The 16,443-nt window shown below is 70.4% G+C and carries 18 protein-coding genes and 1 tRNA gene; 7 read left to right on the top strand and 12 right to left on the bottom strand.

Annotated elements, in window-relative coordinates; translation table 11 throughout:
• Window positions 1-93: 93 nt before the first annotated feature.
• The gene (locus DEJ09_RS15680; protein ID WP_027466522.1) at window positions 94-282 is read left to right on the top strand and encodes a hypothetical protein; all 189 of its coding nucleotides are present in this window, start codon (window positions 94-96) and stop codon (window positions 280-282) included.
• A gap of 123 nt (window positions 283-405) precedes the next feature.
• On the opposite strand, the gene DEJ09_RS15675 is transcribed toward DEJ09_RS15680, so the two are convergent.
• Window positions 406-1,569, bottom strand: a complete 1,164-nt coding sequence (locus DEJ09_RS15675; protein WP_111039907.1) for a mechanosensitive ion channel family protein — start codon at window positions 1,567-1,569, stop codon at window positions 406-408.
• A 138-nt stretch (window positions 1,570-1,707) separates the two neighbouring features.
• Here DEJ09_RS15675 and DEJ09_RS15670 point away from each other — a divergent pair, with 138 nt between their 5' ends.
• Together DEJ09_RS15670 and DEJ09_RS15665 are read left to right on the top strand one after the other, a co-directional pair.
• Complete coding sequence (locus tag DEJ09_RS15670; RefSeq protein ID WP_111089172.1) at window positions 1,708-3,240, top strand: amino acid permease; 1,533 nt, start codon at window positions 1,708-1,710, stop codon at window positions 3,238-3,240.
• 76 nt (window positions 3,241-3,316) lie between these two features.
• Window positions 3,317-3,616 (top strand): hypothetical protein, encoded by a 300-nt coding sequence (locus tag DEJ09_RS15665; RefSeq protein ID WP_146245744.1) that lies wholly within the window; start codon window positions 3,317-3,319, stop codon window positions 3,614-3,616.
• 76 nt (window positions 3,617-3,692) lie between these two features.
• On the opposite strand, the gene DEJ09_RS15660 is transcribed toward DEJ09_RS15665, so the two are convergent.
• From DEJ09_RS15660 to DEJ09_RS15630, 7 genes are all read right to left on the bottom strand, one after another.
• The gene (locus DEJ09_RS15660; RefSeq protein ID WP_146245743.1) at window positions 3,693-4,352 is read right to left on the bottom strand and encodes a PepSY domain-containing protein; all 660 of its coding nucleotides are present in this window, start codon (window positions 4,350-4,352) and stop codon (window positions 3,693-3,695) included.
• A gap of 49 nt (window positions 4,353-4,401) precedes the next feature.
• The gene (locus tag DEJ09_RS15655) at window positions 4,402-5,799 is read right to left on the bottom strand and encodes a cell wall metabolism sensor histidine kinase WalK (protein WP_111089169.1); all 1,398 of its coding nucleotides are present in this window, start codon (window positions 5,797-5,799) and stop codon (window positions 4,402-4,404) included.
• Window positions 5,792-6,469: a response regulator transcription factor gene (locus DEJ09_RS15650; protein ID WP_111089168.1), complete on the bottom strand. Its 678-nt coding sequence runs from the start codon at window positions 6,467-6,469 to the stop codon at window positions 5,792-5,794. Before DEJ09_RS15650 ends, DEJ09_RS15655 begins: the two co-directional genes overlap by 8 nt.
• A gap of 48 nt (window positions 6,470-6,517) precedes the next feature.
• Window positions 6,518-6,730, bottom strand: a complete 213-nt coding sequence (locus tag DEJ09_RS15645; protein ID WP_027466517.1) for an SCO4848 family membrane protein — start codon at window positions 6,728-6,730, stop codon at window positions 6,518-6,520.
• A 162-nt stretch (window positions 6,731-6,892) separates the two neighbouring features.
• A complete protein-coding gene (locus DEJ09_RS15640) occupies window positions 6,893-7,819 on the bottom strand; it encodes a hypothetical protein (RefSeq protein WP_111089167.1) in 927 nt (308 codons plus the stop codon).
• Window positions 7,816-8,277 (bottom strand): ImmA/IrrE family metallo-endopeptidase, encoded by a 462-nt coding sequence (locus DEJ09_RS15635; RefSeq protein ID WP_071405780.1) that lies wholly within the window; start codon window positions 8,275-8,277, stop codon window positions 7,816-7,818. Before DEJ09_RS15635 ends, DEJ09_RS15640 begins: the two co-directional genes overlap by 4 nt.
• The gene (locus tag DEJ09_RS15630) at window positions 8,274-8,714 is read right to left on the bottom strand and encodes a hypothetical protein (protein ID WP_051596928.1); all 441 of its coding nucleotides are present in this window, start codon (window positions 8,712-8,714) and stop codon (window positions 8,274-8,276) included. The genes DEJ09_RS15635 and DEJ09_RS15630 overlap by 4 nt, the downstream gene beginning before the upstream one ends.
• A gap of 101 nt (window positions 8,715-8,815) precedes the next feature.
• On the opposite strand from DEJ09_RS15630, the gene DEJ09_RS15625 reads away from it, so the two are divergent.
• Window positions 8,816-9,466: a YigZ family protein gene (locus DEJ09_RS15625; protein ID WP_071405779.1), complete on the top strand. Its 651-nt coding sequence runs from the start codon at window positions 8,816-8,818 to the stop codon at window positions 9,464-9,466.
• Window positions 9,467-9,603: 137 nt separating this feature from the next.
• Here DEJ09_RS15625 and DEJ09_RS15620 read toward each other — a convergent pair.
• A tRNA-Lys gene (locus tag DEJ09_RS15620) sits at window positions 9,604-9,676 on the bottom strand.
• A 95-nt stretch (window positions 9,677-9,771) separates the two neighbouring features.
• Between DEJ09_RS15620 and bcp the strand changes: the two genes are divergently transcribed.
• The gene (gene bcp / locus DEJ09_RS15615; protein ID WP_027466512.1) at window positions 9,772-10,242 is read left to right on the top strand and encodes a thioredoxin-dependent thiol peroxidase; all 471 of its coding nucleotides are present in this window, start codon (window positions 9,772-9,774) and stop codon (window positions 10,240-10,242) included.
• 79 nt (window positions 10,243-10,321) lie between these two features.
• On the opposite strand, the gene DEJ09_RS15610 is transcribed toward bcp, so the two are convergent.
• On the bottom strand, window positions 10,322-10,753 hold the full coding sequence (locus DEJ09_RS15610) for a hypothetical protein (RefSeq protein ID WP_084741237.1): 432 nt from the start codon (window positions 10,751-10,753) through the stop codon (window positions 10,322-10,324).
• A 261-nt stretch (window positions 10,754-11,014) separates the two neighbouring features.
• Between DEJ09_RS15610 and DEJ09_RS15605 the strand changes: the two genes are divergently transcribed.
• Window positions 11,015-11,263 (top strand): WhiB family transcriptional regulator, encoded by a 249-nt coding sequence (locus tag DEJ09_RS15605; RefSeq protein WP_017888820.1) that lies wholly within the window; start codon window positions 11,015-11,017, stop codon window positions 11,261-11,263.
• Between the two features lie 169 nt (window positions 11,264-11,432).
• Here DEJ09_RS15605 and DEJ09_RS15600 read toward each other — a convergent pair whose 3' ends face one another.
• Window positions 11,433-12,935, bottom strand: a complete 1,503-nt coding sequence (locus DEJ09_RS15600; protein ID WP_110865382.1) for a sensor histidine kinase — start codon at window positions 12,933-12,935, stop codon at window positions 11,433-11,435.
• Between the two features lie 118 nt (window positions 12,936-13,053).
• Here DEJ09_RS15600 and DEJ09_RS15595 point away from each other — a divergent pair, with 118 nt between their 5' ends.
• A complete protein-coding gene (locus tag DEJ09_RS15595; protein ID WP_110865381.1) occupies window positions 13,054-13,494 on the top strand; it encodes an Rv3235 family protein in 441 nt (146 codons plus the stop codon).
• Between the two features lie 143 nt (window positions 13,495-13,637).
• Here DEJ09_RS15595 and secA read toward each other — a convergent pair whose 3' ends face one another.
• Window positions 13,638-16,418 (bottom strand): preprotein translocase subunit SecA, encoded by a 2,781-nt coding sequence (gene secA / locus DEJ09_RS15590; RefSeq protein ID WP_111089166.1) that lies wholly within the window; start codon window positions 16,416-16,418, stop codon window positions 13,638-13,640.
• Between the last annotated feature and the right edge of the window lie 25 nt (window positions 16,419-16,443).

The following is a 16,443-nucleotide window of genomic DNA, read 5'->3' as shown; positions in this document are numbered from 1 at the left end:
GAACGCTCCTCCGGCAGACACCGCGGCAGGGTGACCGGCGGCGCTCCAATGTACGGGCCGGTAGCGTTGTGAGCACGACGACAGGAGGCCTCTGTGCGCAAGTTCATGTTCAACGGTGCGGTGTGGAGTTCGCTCATCAGCGGCTACAGCGTGCTGCAGACCACCCGCCAGGGACCGCGCGACTGGCGGCTCGCGCTGACCTGGGTCGCGTGGCTCGCCACGACGATCGTGGCGATCGGCACGGTCGTCGAGGACGACCGCGCGGTCAAGGCGCGCCAGTAGGTCCAGACGCGGCAGGCGGTTGCAGACGCGACCGGCCTGACGGACGGGAGGCACGGTGCCAGCTGGTACCGTGCCTCCCGTCCGTCGTCCGTCCCGTGCACGGCACGCGGTCACGTCACCGGGTCAACGCTCGGACTCCGGGATGCCGGACGTCTGGATCGGCCCGGTGAAGAGCGCGCCGCGCTCGTCGTCACCGAACAGCTGCGAGTCTCCCTCTGCCGGGCGTCCGCGGCGGCGCGGTGCCGCCGCACCCGGCTCGGTGAGCTGCACCCGCTGGACCGGCAGGGCGTCCGGATGGGTGCGCTGGATCCACTCGACCATCTCCTCGCGGACGTAGCAGCGGAGGTCGAACAGGCCTCCGGCGTCGGGTGCCGTCACGAGGATGCGGACCCGGACCAGTCCCCCGACGGCGTCCGTGACCTGGAGCACCTTGACCCGGCGGTCCCAGATCGTCGAGGTGTCGAGGATCCGGTCGAGCTCCGCCCGCATGTCGGCCGGGCTCACCCGCCAGTCGAGGTCGAACTCGACGGCACCGAGCAGTTCGCTGCCGGTCCGGGTCCAGTTCTCGAACGGCGTGCTCGTGAAGTACGTCGACGGCAGCACGAACCGACGGTCGTCCCACAGGTGCACGACGACGTAGGTCAGCGTGATCTCCTCGATCCGTCCCCACTGCTGCTCGACCACGACGACGTCGTCCACCCGGATCGACCCGGAGAACGCCAGCTGCATGCCGGCGAACACGTTGCCGAGCGTGGACTGCGCGGCGAGGCCCGCGACCACGGAGATGAGGCCGGCGCTGGCGAGCACGCTCGCGCCCGCGGCCTCGACCCCGTCGAAGGTCAGCAGGATCGCGCCGACCGCGATGATGACGAGCACGGCGACGGTGAGCCGCCGGATGATGAGCACCTGGGTGCGGATGCGACGCGCCTGCCGGTTGTCGGGCACGTCGATGCGGAAGCGGTGCAGCCCGAGGTCCTCGAGGAAGATCGCGACCTGGCACGCGAGCCAGCAACCGGTCGCGATCGTGACGATCAGGAAGGCGTGCGCGACCTCGTCGCGCCACGGGTAGGCGTCGGGGTTCCGCGGGATGCTCGACGTGAACGCGATCCAGAGCAGGACCACCAGCAGCACGGTGCGGAAGGGGTGCTTCGTCCGTCGCGAGAGCACGCCGGCCCAGCGTTCCCGGCGCGCGATCGCCCGGAGGACCAGGTGCAGGACGAGGGCGACGACGGCGGTGACGAGCAGGGCGAACCCGATCGCGACGAGGAGTCGGAGGAGGATGTCCATCCCTCCATGCAAGCAACGGACGACGGTCGTCGTTCAGGTTCGGGCCGCCGTCGGCTGTGCGGACGTTCAGTCGCTGCGGTTCGACCGAACCGGGTTTTGCGTGACGCCCCGGTCCGGTGCGCATGTAGGTTCTCTCGCATGACAGCGCAGAACGACACGGGTGGCAACCGAGCGCCGGCGAACGACTTCTCGCACGAGCAGGAGGGCTACCAGCACGGTCTGAAGCCCCGGCAACTGCAGATGATCGCGATCGGCGGCGCGATCGGCACCGGCCTCTTCCTCGGTGCCGGTGGACGCCTGCACACCGCGGGCCCCGCGCTCGCGCTGACCTACCTGGTCGCCGGGATCTTCGCCTTCTTCATCCTGCGGGCCCTGGGCGAGCTGGTGCTGCACCGCCCGTCCTCGGGGTCGTTCATCTCGTACGCCCGCGAGTTCTACGGCGAGAAGTTCGCGTACGCCGCCGGCTGGATGTACTTCCTGAACTGGGCGATGACCTCGATCGTCGACACCACCGCGGTCGCGATCTACCTGCAGTACTGGTCGGCCTTCACCGCGGCGCCGCAGTGGCTGCTGGCGCTGATCGCCCTGATCGTCGTCCTCGCGGCGAACATGGTCGCCGTGAAGGTGTTCGGCGAGCTCGAGTTCTGGTTCGCCCTGATCAAGGTCGCCGCGCTCGTGGCGTTCCTCGTCGTCGCGATCATCTGGCTCGTCTTCGCGTTCCCCGTCGAGGCCGGTGGCGAGGCCGTCCGCACCGGCTTCTCGATCTGGGGCGACAACGGCGGGCTGTTCCCGAACGGGCTGCTCCCCGCGGTCATCGTGATCCAGGGTGTCGTCTTCGCCTACGCCGCGATCGAGCTCGTCGGCACCGCATCGGGTGAGACGCAGAACGCCGAGAAGGTCATCCCGCGCGCGATCAACTCCGTCGTCTTCCGCATCGCGGTCTTCTACGTCGGGTCGATCGTCCTGCTCTCCCTGCTGCTGCCGTACACGGCCTACAAGGAGGGCGAGAGCCCCTTCGTGACGTTCTTCTCGTCGCTCGGCAACCCGCACGTCGGCGCGATCGTCGGCGGCATCATGAACTTCGTCGTGCTCACCGCCGCCCTGTCGTCCCTGAACGCCGGCCTGTACTCCACCGGACGCGCGCTCCACTCGATGGGCATGAACGGTTCGGCGCCGAAGTGGACCACGAAGATGTCGAAGGGCGGCGTCCCCTACGCCGGCATCCTGCTCACGGCGGCCTTCACCGTCGCGGGCGTCGTGCTGAACTACTTCGTCCCGAAGCAGGCGTTCGAGATCGCCCTGAACATCGCCAGCCTCGGCATCATCACCGCGTGGGGCACGATCATCCTGTGCCAGATGCGGCTGCGCCAGTGGGCCAAGCAGGGGCTCGCGAAGGAACCCTCGTTCAAGCTGCCCGGTGCTCCGGTCACCGCCTGGCTGACCCTGGCGTTCCTCGCCTCGGTCATCGTCCTGATGGCGATCGACTACCCCGTCGGCACGTACACCATCGCGTCGCTCGTCATCATCATCCCGCTGCTCATCGTCGGCTGGTTCCTGCAGCGTGACCGCATCCTGCGCATCGCCGCCCTGCGCGAGGGCGTCACGGGCCCCTACCCGATCGGCGTCCGCGACCCCGCCGCCTCGGTGCGACGCGACGGCGACGGGAGCTAGCGCTCCGCTTGTCCCCGGAACGCAAGGCCCCAGCGCCGAACACGAGCGGTCCGGCACCCGTCGCTACCATCAGCGGGTGCCGGACCGCTCTCCTTCTCCCACCCTCGACCTGCAGCTCAGCTGGCGAGGTGCCTACGGACGCCTCCGGGTGTTCGCGGATCGTCTCGAGGCCGAGACCGACTACCAGCGCGAGACCCGCACCGTGGTGCCGATGGACGCGGTGCAGGGGTGGCGCCTCGGACCGTGCGACGAGGACGCCGTCTGCGTAGAGTTCCTCGCCGGACAGGACACCTACCGGGTCCTGTTGGACAGCCCTGACGAGCAGCTCGCTGCGCTGGCGATCCGGAAGGTGCTCGGACCGCCGCTGGAGTCCTGAGGACGCCGGTGCCGGGCTCCGGGGCCCGCAGCCCCGTTGCCCGGGGCCCCGCTGCCCGGGTGCCCGGATGCCCGGCTCAGTCGTCGGTGTCGACGCGGTCGGTGACGACGTCACCGGAGCCGGCGTCGATGCGCACGCTGTGCTTGGTGCCGGACGAGTCGAGCACGTCGCCCTCCCAGACGACCGTGCCGACGTGGTCGTCGAGCCCGAGCTCGGTCACGGTCCCCGCGTGCAGGTCCTGGAAGGCGTCGACGGCCTGCTTGACGCTCAGGTCGGCGGCGGCGACGAAGCGCTCGTGCTCGGCCTTGTCGTCGGCGTCGGCGGCCTCGGTCTGCGGGGTGCCGGCGACCGTGGAACCGTCGGCGTTCGTGTGCACCTCGTGCTCGGTGCCGTCCTTCGTCACGACGAGGACCTCGTAGGCGGAGGCGCCCTGCTCCTGCTCGACCGAGATGACGGTGCCCGAGCCCACCTCACCGCGTGCGGTGGCGACGGCGGCGAGCAGGGCCGTGTTCGAGCCGGAGGACGCCGAGCCGGACGATGACGAGCCGGTGCCGGTGCCGGTGCCGGCCGAGTCCGTCGCCGACGAACCGACTGAGCCGGAGCCGGCCGAGCCGGTGTCGTCGTCGGAGTCGTCGCTGGCGCACCCGGTGAGTGCGAGCGCCGCGACGATCGGCAGGGCGGCGAACGCGGCGATGCGGCGGGCGGAGGGCTTCTGGTGCTGGGTACGGAAGTTCATGTGGACGAGCATCGCGTCGGGGTGCTGAAGCAGCCCTGAAGCCGCCTGTTCAGCCGCCGAGTGCGATGCGGACGACGAACCGTGCGCCACCGAGCGGGGACGCGACCACCGTCGTCTCGCCGCCGTGGGCCCGCACGGCGTCGCGGACGATGGCGAGGCCGAGCCCCGCGCCGCCGGCGTCCCGGCTGCGGGCCTCGTCGAGACGGACGAACCGTTCGAAGACCCGCTCGCGCTCGTCCTCGGGGACGCCGGTGCCGTCGTCGTCGACCGTGAGCACCGCGGACCCGTCGTGCTCGGTGAGCGACACGGCGACGCGTGTGCTCGCGTGCCGGACGGCGTTGTCGACGAGGTTCCGGACCACCCCAGCCAACACGCGCTCGTCGCCGAGGACCCGCGCTGCCGAGATCGCCGAGCCGTCCACCCGCACCACCGGGGCGTCGCCGTGCCGCTCGGGCGCGACACCCGCCGTCGACCGTGCCCGCGCGCGGGCCACCGCGTCGAGCGCGAGGTCGTCGAGGTCGACGGGGCGCCGCGTGCGGATCCCGCCCTCGTCGAGGCGGGAGAGCTCGAGCAGCCCGGTGACCAGGTCCTGCAGGCGCACCGCCTCGGACCGCACGACGTCGGCGAGGTCCGCCACCTCGGTCCGCTCCGGGTGCGCGACGGCGACCTCGGCGTGCTGCCGGATCGACGCGATCGGCGACCGGAGTTCGTGGGAGGCATCGGACACGAAGCGCCGCTGGCTCTCGGCGGAGCGTTCGAGGCGGTCGAGCATGGCGTTCATGGTGCTCGCGAGCCGGGCGACCTCGTCGCCGGTGTCCGGGACCTCCACCCGGGCGTCGGGACGGGCCGCCCGGATCGTCTCGACCTCGGTGCGCATCCGTTCCACCGGCCGCAGCGAGCGCCCGGTGACGGCCCAGGTGACCGCGACCAGCAGGAGCACCAGCACGGGCACCCCCACGGCGAGGAGCACGACGGCGGTGCGGACCGCGGTGTCGGCCTGGTCGAGCGTGGCGCCGTAGACGAGCGTCGCCTCACCGCCGCCGGGCAGGTCCACGTCGTCCGCCACGAGCAGCCAGCGTTCGCCGTCGTGGGTCCACCGGGACTCGTCGACGGTCGGGAGGGCGTCCCCGTCGGCGTCCTCGCCGTGCGCCAGGACCGCCCCGCCGTCGCCGATCACCTGCACCAGGACGTCCTCGTAGCCGGTCACCGCGGCCGCACCGTCCGCCTCGACCCGGGAGGACACCTGCTCGAGACCCGCCTCGGCGGAGGTCCGCACGCCGTCGAGCAGCACGAGCCGCAGCACGACGACGAAGGCGACGGCACCGATCACCAGCGCAGCGAGGACGACGACCCCGGCGCCGAGGGTGGTGCGGGCCCGGACCGACCGGGCGCGCCGTGGCCGGACCGGTGCGACTCCGCTCGCACCGGGCTTCGGCCGCTCAGCCACCGTCCGCCGCCAAGCGGTACCCGGCGCCACGGACCGTCTCGATCGCGGTACGCCCGAACGGTCGGTCGAGCTTCCGGCGGAGGTGCCCGACGTACACCTCGACGATGTTCGGGTCGCCCTCGAAGTCGACGTCCCAGACGTTCTCGATGACGTCGCGCTTCGACCGGACCTGTCCCGGGTGCCGTGCGAGGTACTCGAGCACGGCGAACTCGCGGCTGGTCAGTTCGACGGGGGTCTCGCCGCGGGCCACGGTACGCGCCGCGGGGTCGACCACCAGGTCGCCGAGGGTCAGCACGGTCGGGCGCTCACGGGCACCCCGCCGGACGAGTGCCCGGAGCCGTGCGACGAGCACCGGGTGCGAGAACGGCTTGGTGACGTAGTCGTCGGCCCCCGCGTCGAGCGCCTCGACCTGGTCCCACTCGCCGTCCTTGGCCGTCAACATGAGCACAGGGGTCCAGTCGCCGTCGGCGCGGAGCTGCGCGCACACGGCCCAGCCGCTCAGGCCGGGCATCATCAGGTCGAGCACGATCGCGTCGTAGCGGAACTCACGCGCGTGCCACAGCCCGTCCACGCCGTCGTTCGCGACGTCGACCGCCCACCCCTCGGCCTCGAGGCCGCGGCGCACGCCGTCGGCGAGCCGGACCTCGTCGTCGACCACCAGCACCCGCATGGGGTCGATCCTGCCGTGCCCCGCTGAAGCAGGGCTGAAGCGGCGGGCTCAGACCAGCAGCAGGATCCCGGCGATCACGGACGCGACGGCGATCGCCAGCGCGATGAGCAGGAGCACGAGGTGCACCGTGTAGAACGTCGTCGGCTTGCCGGCGGCGTCGCGGGCACGGGAGTCCTTCGCGACGCGCTGGAAGAAGCGCGGCCAGGTGACGACGTTGAAGACGGCGCCGATGAACAGGACGACTGCGGCGAAGACGAGCACGGGACGATCCTAGTGAACGTTCGCGGCGACGATACCGGTCCGGCGACGCCGGGCGGGTGGTGCTCGGCCGCCCCCAACGCGGCCGAGTCCCGACCCGGCAGGCCACAGGATCTGTAGCACTTGCTACAGACTGTACACGGCCTGTTCGGCAGCGTCGAGGGACTACGCCGTCTCGAGCGCGGCCTCGGCGTCGGCGAGGGCGGCACGCTCGGCGTCGGTCAGGGATGCCCGTGCACCCCGGACGCCGTCGTTGATCTCGACGATGCGGCGGCTGAGCCGGGTCGCGGGGTCGTCGGTCGGCGGGTAGGCGTTGTCCACGCCGATCCGTTCGTGCAGCGGTGCCAGGCGGCGGAGCGCATCGTCCACACGGCGGGCACGGCGGCGGCGGGAGATCCGGTGCCCGACGACGAGCAGGAGCATGCCGGACGCCACGCACAGCACGGCTCCCGGCGTCGTGATGTCGTAGGGCAGCGAGAGCGCGTGCGTGACGTCCAGGTCGCCGGCGACGTGGGCGACGTCCATCACGACGACCACGACCATGCGGACGACCCCGAGCACCCCACCGAGGACCAGGACCCACAGCCCCACCAGGTCGGTGGTCGTCCGGGCTTCGGGCAGCCGGAGCACGCAGATGAACCCCGTCGCGCCGAGCGCCACTCCGAGGTAGACGGTCTGCGCGATCGAGTAGACGGTGGCAGCCGGGTGCGAGCCGGCGTCGAGCATGAAGGTCGTCGTGGTCGCGGGCTTGTCGAGCACGGTGAACGCGACGACGACCACCACGACGACCACGGCGAAGGACACCACGACCGCGTTCCGGAGCCAGGGCCGCGCCGCGCCGACCGCCTTCGCCACGCCCCACAGCAGCGTGCTCGTGCCGGCCACCATGAGGCAGTCGCTGATGACGGTCACGACGTTGAACCCACCGAGCAGCGGGTCGAGCCACCGGTACAGCGGGTCGACGTTCGTCACGATGGTGGCGGCGAAGAGCAGGAACGTGAACGCCAGGGTGCGGTCCTGCCCGCGTTGCAGGACCAACAGCACGATCGTCCCGACGATGAGCAGCACCGCCTGGACGACGGCGATGATCACCCGAAGACCCCGCGGAAGGCGCTCGGGCGGCCGCGGTGCTGGCGGATCACGGTGGCCAGGCGGTCGGCGAAGACCTCGGCCTCGTGCTCGTAGGTGTTCGAGAACATCCCCCGGGCCAGCGCACGCTCGACCTTGTACTCGGGCAGGTCGGGGATGACGTCACGGATGTAGGCGCTCTGCGGGGCGTGCTCCTGGTGCCGGTGCAGGACGTGTCCGAGCTCGTGCCCGATCACGAACGACCGGAACGTCGGCGAGGTCGTCGGGGAGATCATCACGAGGTGCGCGTGCTCGAGGGTGGCCACGAAGCCGCACACGGGTTCGGCGGCCAGGAACGACTCCTCGCGCACCACGATCGGCTTGCCGACGACGTCAGCGGCGGCGGCGACGGCCTGGTCGACGTCCGACCACCCCTCGGCTGCACCACGAGCCCAGAACGCCTCGACGAGAGCGTCGGTCATGCGACGCTCCCCCGCTGTGATTCCTCCTCGAGCACCTCGGCGATGCGCCGCAGCGCGTCGGGTGAGAGTTCGCCGGGGAAGGTCCGGGCCGCGAAGCCGCTCACGCGGGCGGACCGCAGGGACCGGACGAGGGCGAGCTGGGCACCGATCCGTTCCGGTACCTCGCTGTCCTCGAGCAGGAAGCGTTCGTCGACCTCGAAGTACCCGGCCAGCAGGCGCAGGAGCTCGGTGTCGCGGTTGCGGCGGCCGTCGCCGGAGAGCATGTAGGTCCACTTCGCCCGCGACAGCGAACCGCCGTGCGCCGCGACGTACTCCTCGATCGAGGAGAACGGCACCGGTGCGCCACGCTGCGACTCCTCGAAGTCGAGGAGCAGGTTGAGGCGGCGCGCGAGCTCGGCGGCGTCGAGCGCCCCGCCCTTCAGATCACCCGTGTCCATCTCGGACTCCTCCCCAGCCGTGTCCGCGCGACCTGTGGGTCCGGCGCGTGGACGCCATGCTAGCGCGGGTGCCCGGCACGCGCGCCGCTACCCTCGTGGGCATGCCCCGCCGCTTCCCCGCCACCGTCGCGGCACCGGTCGAGCACGAGATCGTCATCACGAAGTCGCGGTTCATCACGACCGTCGCGCCGGTGTCCGGGGTCGAGGACGCCGACCGCGTGATCGCCGAGGTCCGCCGGCGGTACTGGGACGCCCGGCACAACTGCACGGCGATGGTCACCGGCGTGCTCGGCGACCAGGCCCGTTCCTCGGACGACGGGGAGCCCTCCGGCACCGCTGGCGTCCCGATGCTCGAGGTCCTGCGACGCCGCGGGCTGACCGACGTCGTCGCGGTCGTCACGCGGTACTTCGGCGGGGTCAAGCTCGGTGCCGGCGGACTGGTCCGGGCCTACTCGACTTCGGTGTCCGAGGCGCTCGACACGGCGGTCCTCGTCCGTCGCGAGGCCCTGACGCAGGTGCGCTTCGACGTCGACCACGCCGACGCCGGGCGGCTCGACAACGTGCTGCGCGACTGGGTCCGGCACCACCACGCGACGCTCGGCCCGACCGAGTACGGGCAGGCGGCGACCTTCGAGGTGTGGGTCCCCCACGAGGCGCTCGGCGCCCTGACGGCCGACCTCGCCGCCGCGTCGGCCGGTTCGCTCGAACCCGTCATCGGCGAGGAGCGGATCGTCGACGTCCGCGCCGGCTGACGTCCGCGCCGGCTGACGTCCCCGCGGACGCAATTCGCAGTTCCTGCACACCTCGGGCGTGTCTCCGCATCGGCGCAGAAACCTGCCGCGAACGCACGAACGCCCCGACTCGATGAGCCGGGGCGTTCGTCCTGCGGTGCACCCCCTCGGACTTGAACCGAGAACCCACTGATTAAGAGTCAGTTGCTCTGCCAATTGAGCTAGAGGTGCATGTTCCGGCTTCCGTGCCGCAACGGGAATCAACAATAGCATGGGTTTTGCGCGCCCACGACCACTCGCGGGCGCACGACGCGAACAGGAGCACCATGACCGACCGTCTCGTCCCCGGCGACACCGCCCCCGACTTCACGCTGCCCGACCAGGACGGCGTCGAGCACTCCCTCGCTGCCCTCCGCGGCAAGAAGGTCATCGTGTACTTCTACCCGGCGGCGTCCACCCCGGGCTGCACCACCGAGGCCTGCGACTTCCGCGACAACATGTCCTCGCTGCAGGCCGCCGGCTACGAGGTCCTCGGCGTCTCGAAGGACGAGCAGGCGAAGCTCAAGACGTTCCAGCACGAGCAGGCGCTGACCTTCCCGCTGCTGAGCGACCCCGACCTCGCCGTGCACAAGGCCTACGCGGCCTGGGGCGAGAAGAACAACTACGGCAAGATCGTCACCGGCACGATCCGGTCCACGATCGTGGTCGACGAGGACGGCACCGTCCAGCTGCCGCTCTACAACGTCAAGGCCACCGGGCACGTGGCGAGCCTGCGGAAGAAGCTCGGCCTGGTCTGAGGGCCGGCCATGCACTGGAGGCCCGGTGCCGGTTCCGAGAACCGGCACCGGGCCTCCAGTGCGTGGCGGACCAGACCGTCTACTCGGCCGGACGCGCGAGCGCGGCCGTCACCGACCGCGACAGCACCAGCGTGATGCCGAGCAGGGCCGGGACGAGCAGTACCCAGCCGACCGCGGCGACCCGGAAGACGCCCTGGAACGCCCCGATCGCGATGGCGCCCTGCAGGACCTGCCAGACGATGATGCCGGAGCGCACCCACGCCCGGCCCTGCCACAGGCCGTTCAGCAGCGCACCGAGCCAGAGCGCAGCGATGGCGACGAGGACCGTGAGGGCGATGCCGGAGGCGATGCTCGTGGCCGGGGCGACGACCAGTTCGACGACCAGGACGACGGTCACGACCACCAGCGCGAGGAACTCGAGGCCGACCACGGCGAGCAGCCCCAGCATCGCCGGCGACCGGCGCGCGACGGGTGCGGAGGGTTCGGTGTCGTTCGGGGTGTCGTCGTGCACAGTGATCCTCCAGCATCGGAACCCTTGATTTGGCCCTACCAGTATGGAACGATATTGGAGGTCGTTTGGACGGCACGATGTGGTGTGCGTCTCCCGTGGTTCATCGCTCCTCCCCCGAGCGTCTCGCGGGCGTCAGACACGCTTCCTGCGGACTCCTCCCCACAGTTGTCCCCTCCATGCCGCATGCATGGTCAGCGGTCCGATCCCCCGAACCACGGCCCCGGCCTGCCGTTCGAGCATCGACATCAAGGAGCACCACACATGGACTGGCGTGACAAGGCTGCCTGCCTCACCGCAGACCCCGAGCTCTTCTTCCCCGTCGGGAACACCGGGCCCGCCGTCGACCAGATCGAGAAGGCCAAGTCGGTCTGTGCGCGTTGCACGGTCACCGAGATGTGCCTGCAGTACGCACTCGAGAACAACCAGGACTCGGGTGTCTGGGGTGGTCTCAGCGAGGACGAGCGTCGTGCGCTGAAGCGTCGCGCCGCCCGCGCTCGCCGCGCGTCCTGACCCCGGTCGTCTGACACCACGACGCCCGTCGTCCCCTCGGGGGCGGCGGGCGTCGTCGTGCGTGCGGTGCGGGTTCTGCAGAACACCGGTGTTCACGCTTTGAACACCGGAACGCGGGTGTTCGACCGGTGAACACCGGTGTTTTGCGATCTCGAACCGCCGGGCGGCGTCAGGCGGCGGGGGCGGTCAGCCAGCGGAACGGGATGGTGATCGTCACCTCGGTGCCGCTGCCCGTCAGGGTGTGCCAGTCGATGGTGCCGCCGAGCTCGCCCTGGATGAGCGTGCGGACGATCTGCGTGCCGAGGCCCGAGCCGACCTTGCCCTCGGGGAGCCCGACGCCGTTGTCGCGGACCTCGATCTCCAGGTGGTCGTCGAAGCGGCGGGCGACGATCTCGACCTCGCCGTCACGGCCGTCCAGCCCGTGCTCGACGGCGTTCGTCACGAGTTCGGTGAGGCCGAGGGCGAGGGGCGTCGCGGCCTCCGACGGCAGCACCCCGAACTCGCCGGTCTTCTTCGGGTGCACGGTGGTGTTGTGCGACGCGGCGACCTCGGTCACCAGCTTGAGCACCGAGTCGAACACCTCGTCGAAGTCCACGGTCTGGCTGAGCCCGCTCGACAGGGTGTCGTGCACGACGGCGATGGCGGCGACGCGGCGCATCGCGTTCTGCAGCGAGGTCCGCGCTTCGTCCGAGTGCGTGCGACGCGCTTGGATCCGCAGCAGGGACGCCACCGTCTGCAGGTTGTTCTTCACGCGGTGGTGGATCTCGCGGATCGTGGCGTCCTTGGTGATGAGCTCGCGCTCCTGGTGCCGCAGCTCGGACACGTCGCGGCAGAGCACGATGGCACCGATGCGCTCACCGTGGTCGCGGAGCGGGATCGAGCGGAGCGACACCGTGACGCCCTTCGACTCGATGTCCGCCCGCCACGGTGCGCGGCCGGTGACGACGAGCGGCAGGGACTCGTCGACGTCGAGCTGGGCGCCGATGAGCTCGGTGGTGACCTCGGCGAGGGACTTCCGCTCGAGCTCGCCCTCGAAGCCCATGCGGTTGAACGCGCTCAGGCCGTTCGGGCTCGCGAACGTGACGATGCCGGCGGTGTCGAGACGCAGCAGGCCGTCGCTGGCACGGGGCGCACCACGACGGGGGCCCGCCGGTGCACCGAGGTCGGGGAAGTCACCGGTGGCGATCATGCCGAACAGGTCGTTCGCGCTCGCGGTGAAGTTGAGTTCCTGACGGCTCGGGGTCCGCATCTCGTCCTGGTTGGAGTGCCGGGTGACGACGGCGATCGGTCGCTCGGTGGTCTCGGCGCTCTTCGCGCTCAGGCGGCGGAGCACCGGGATCGCGCGGACACGGGTCGGGGTGTCCTCGTACCAGTCCGGTTCGGCGGAGTCGACGACCCGGGACCCGGCGAAGCTCTCGGTCACCTGGCCGCGCCACTCCTCGCGGATCTCCTGGCCGACGATGTCCCGGTAGAACAGCGTCGCCGCGGAGCTCGGCCGGGCGTGGGCGACGGCCACGAACGAGCCGTCCTCGGCGGTCGGGACCCAGAGCACCATGTCGGCGAAGGACAGGTCGGCGAGGAGCTGCCAGTCCCCCACGAGCAGGTGGAGCCACTCCACGTCTGCTTCCGAGGAACGGCCTTGCGCGAGGACGAGGTCACTGAGGGTCGACACCCAGCCAGTCTAGGTCCGCTGCCTTGTGGAGAACGTCGCCCTCTCCACAGGGTAGACCGGTGTGTATTTCGTATGTCGCACGCCCCATACGCTCGCTCCAACGACGGAAGGGGCAGGGGTGGCAGAGCAGGCACGCCGCATCGATCACGAGACGACGACGGCGCACCCACCGCCGCTGCGGATCGTCGAACCGGCGCCGGAGCCCGCCACGGTGACCGGTCCCCCGGACCCGGCGACGACCGCACGGGCGCTCGGGCTCTGCGTCGCCGAGGTGCTCACCGGCGCGCGGGAGGTCGACAGCATCGCCCGCTGGATCAGCGACGACGTGCAGCGCCACCTGCAGCAGCGCGCCGCGGTGGCAGCGCACGCCCGGGGCTCCGGTCGGCGGGCACGCGGACGCCCGGTGCTCCGGGTCGGCAGCGTGCTCGTCTGCCGCCCCGCGGCGGGCGTCGCCGAGGCGACGGTGGTCGTGCACGCGCGCAGTCACGCTCGAGCGGTCGCCATGCGGCTCGAAGAGCGACACGGACGGTGGCAGGCGACCGCGATCGGGGTCCTGTAGCCGGGGTGCGGACGGACGGGAGGCCCGGTGCCAGCTGGCACCGGGCCTCCCGTCCGTCGTCGGTCACGCTCGGTGAGCAGGAATGGTCGGGTCCCGAGACGGGACCCGACCATTCCTGCTCACGATGCGCTCGCGCGCGGACGCTAGTTCTTCTTGGCCGCCTGGCGACGCTCGGCGCGGTTGCTCGCCGCGGCCTGACCGGAGGCGGTGGCCGCGGTGCCGAACGCGGAGCCCTGCTCCGGCTCGGCGGCCGCTTCGGCCTCGGCCTGGGCGCGCTGCGCACGAGCGGTCGCGGCCTGCTCGAGGCGACCCTTCTCGTCGCGGACCTCGACCTCGCCGTCGATCGACGGTGCCGAGTACTCGAGGCCGGAGACCTCGTCCTCGCCGAGGCCCTTGGCCTCGATCACCGCGTTCTCGCCGTCGGACTGCACCTGGACCTCGAGGTTGAAGAGGTAGCCCACGGACTCCTCGCGGATCTGCCCCATCATCGTCTGGAACAGGGCGTAGCCCTCGCGCTGGTACTCGACCAGCGGGTCGCGCTGCGCCATCGCGCGGAGGCCGATGCCGTCCTTGAGGTAGTCCATCTCGTACAGGTGGTCGCGCCAGCGGCGGTCGATCACCGAGAGCACCACGCGACGCTCGAGCTCACGCATCGCCTCGTCGCCGAGGAGTTCCTCGCGCTGCTGGTAGGCCAGCTTGGCGTCGGAGAGGATCTCGCGGGCCAGGAAGTCACGCGACGCCTTGCCCTTCGAGCCGGCCTCGGTGATGACCTCGTCGATCGAGATCGAGATCGGGTAGAGCGTGCCGAGCTCGGTCCACATGGCGTCGAGGTCCCAGTCGTCCGGGGAGCCTTCGCCGGTGTGGCTGTCGATCACGTCGTCGATGACGGCCTTGAGGAACGACTGCGCGCGGTCGTGCAGGTCGTCGCCCTCGAGGATGTGGCGGCGGTCGCTGTAGATCGCTTCGCGCTGGCGGTTCAGGACGTCGTCGTACTTCAGGACGTTCTTGCGGATCTCGGCGTTGCGGCCCTCGACCTGCGCCTGGGCGGACCGGATCGCACGGCCGACGAGCTTGTTCTCGATCGCCAGGTCGTCCGGCACGTTCGAGCGGCCCATCAGGCTCTCGGCGGCACCGGAGTTGAACAGGCGCATCAGGTCGTCGGTCAGCGACAGGTAGAAGCGGCTCTCGCCCGGGTCACCCTGACGGCCGGAACGACCACGCAGCTGGTTGTCGATGCGGCGCGACTCGTGGCGCTCGGTGCCGAGCACGTACAGGCCGCCGACGGCGCGGACCTTGTCGCCCTCTTCCTCGACCTCGGCCTTGACGCGGGCGAACACGTCGTCCCACTCGGCCTCGTACTCGTCGGGGGTCTCGGTCGGCGACAGACCCTTGGCGTGCATCTCCTGCACGGCGAGGAACTCCGCGTTGCCACCGAGCATGATGTCGGTACCACGACCGGCCATGTTCGTCGCGACGGTCACGGCGCCGAAGCGACCGGCCTGGGCGACGATCGCGGCTTCACGTGCGTGGTTCTTCGCGTTGAGGACCTCGTGCTTGACGCCCTGCTTGGCGAGGAGCTTCGACAGGTACTCGGACTTCTCGACGCTCGTGGTGCCGACGAGGACGGGCTGGCCCTTCTCGTGGCGCTCCGCGATGTCCTCGGCGACCTGCTCGAACTTCGCCTTCTCGTTCTTGTAGACGAGGTCGGTCTGGTCGATGCGCTGCATCGGCTTGTTCGTCGGGATGGGCACGACGCCGAGCTTGTAGGTCGACATGAACTCGGCCGCCTCGGTCTCGGCGGTACCGGTCATGCCGGAGAGCTTCTGGTAGAGGCGGAAGTAGTTCTGCAGCGTGACGGTTGCGAGGGTCTGGTTCTCGGCCTTGACCTCGACACCTTCCTTCGCCTCGATCGCCTGGTGGATGCCCTCGTTGTAGCGGCGGCCCATCAGGATGCGGCCGGTGTGCTCGTCGACGATGAGCACCTCGCCGTTCATCACGACGTAGTCCTTGTCCTTCTTGAACAGGGCGACGGCCTTGATGGAGTTGTTCAGGAACGAGATGAGCGGGGTGTTCGCCGACTCGTACAGGTTCTCGATGCCGAGGTAGTCCTCGACCTTCTCGATGCCGGGCTCGAGGACACCGACGGTGCGCTTCTTCTCGTCGACCTCGTAGTCCTCGCCCGGGGTGAGGCGCTTGGCGATCGAGGCGAACTCGGTGAACCAGCGGTTGGCCTCGCCCGAGGACGGACCGGAGATGATGAGCGGCGTGCGGGCCTCGTCGATGAGGATCGAGTCGACCTCGTCCACGACGGCGAAGAAGTGGCCGCGCTGCACCATGTCGGAGGCCTGCCACGCCATGTTGTCGCGCAGGTAGTCGAAGCCGAACTCGTTGTTGGTGCCGTACGTGATGTCGGCGGCGTACTGCTCGCGGCGCTCGGCCGGGGTCTGGTTCGCGATGATGCAGCCGGTGGTCATGCCCAGCGCGCGGAAGACGCGGCCCATGATCTCGGACTGGTACGACGCCAGGTAGTCGTTGACCGTGATGACGTGCACGCCGCGCGACGGGATCGCGTTGAGGTACGCGGCGGTCGTCGCGACGAGGGTCTTGCCCTCACCGGTCTTCATCTCGGCGATGTTGCCGAGGTGCAGTGCCGCGCCACCCATGAGCTGCACGTCGAAGTGCCGCATGCCCAGGGTCCGCTTCGCGGCTTCACGCACGGCGGCGAACGCCTCGGGCAGGAGGTCGTCGAGGGTCTCGCCGTTGGCGTACCGCTCGCGCAGCTCCTTGGTCTCGTCGTGGAGTTCCTCGTCGGTGAGGCTCGAGAAGTCGTCCTCGAGGTCGTTGATGGCCGAGGCGTACGCCTTCAGCCGGCGGAGGGTTCGTCCTTCGCCGATGCGGAGGACCTTCTCCAGCACGTTTGCCACGTGAACTCCTTACGAGGTCGTCGCG

It is taken from the genome of Curtobacterium sp. MCLR17_055 (assembly GCF_003234305.1).
Classification (GTDB): domain Bacteria; phylum Actinomycetota; class Actinomycetes; order Actinomycetales; family Microbacteriaceae; genus Curtobacterium; species Curtobacterium flaccumfaciens.
This window is presented reverse-complemented; position numbering and strand designations above follow the sequence as displayed.

Coding starts and splice junctions, on each gene's coding strand:
- DEJ09_RS15675 (WP_111039907.1), bottom strand. CDS start 1,569: ATGGACATCCTCCTCCGACTCCTCGTCGCGATCGGGTTCGCCCTGCTC.
- DEJ09_RS15670 (WP_111089172.1), top strand. CDS start 1,708: ATGACAGCGCAGAACGACACGGGTGGCAACCGAGCGCCGGCGAACGAC.
- DEJ09_RS15660 (WP_146245743.1), bottom strand. CDS start 4,352: ATGAACTTCCGTACCCAGCACCAGAAGCCCTCCGCCCGCCGCATCGCC.
- DEJ09_RS15650 (WP_111089168.1), bottom strand. CDS start 6,469: ATGCGGGTGCTGGTGGTCGACGACGAGGTCCGGCTCGCCGACGGCGTG.
- DEJ09_RS15635 (WP_071405780.1), bottom strand. CDS start 8,277: ATGACCGACGCTCTCGTCGAGGCGTTCTGGGCTCGTGGTGCAGCCGAG.
- DEJ09_RS15630 (WP_051596928.1), bottom strand. CDS start 8,714: ATGGACACGGGTGATCTGAAGGGCGGGGCGCTCGACGCCGCCGAGCTC.
- DEJ09_RS15625 (WP_071405779.1), top strand. CDS start 8,816: ATGCCCCGCCGCTTCCCCGCCACCGTCGCGGCACCGGTCGAGCACGAG.
- bcp (WP_027466512.1), top strand. CDS start 9,772: ATGACCGACCGTCTCGTCCCCGGCGACACCGCCCCCGACTTCACGCTG.
- DEJ09_RS15605 (WP_017888820.1), top strand. CDS start 11,015: ATGGACTGGCGTGACAAGGCTGCCTGCCTCACCGCAGACCCCGAGCTC.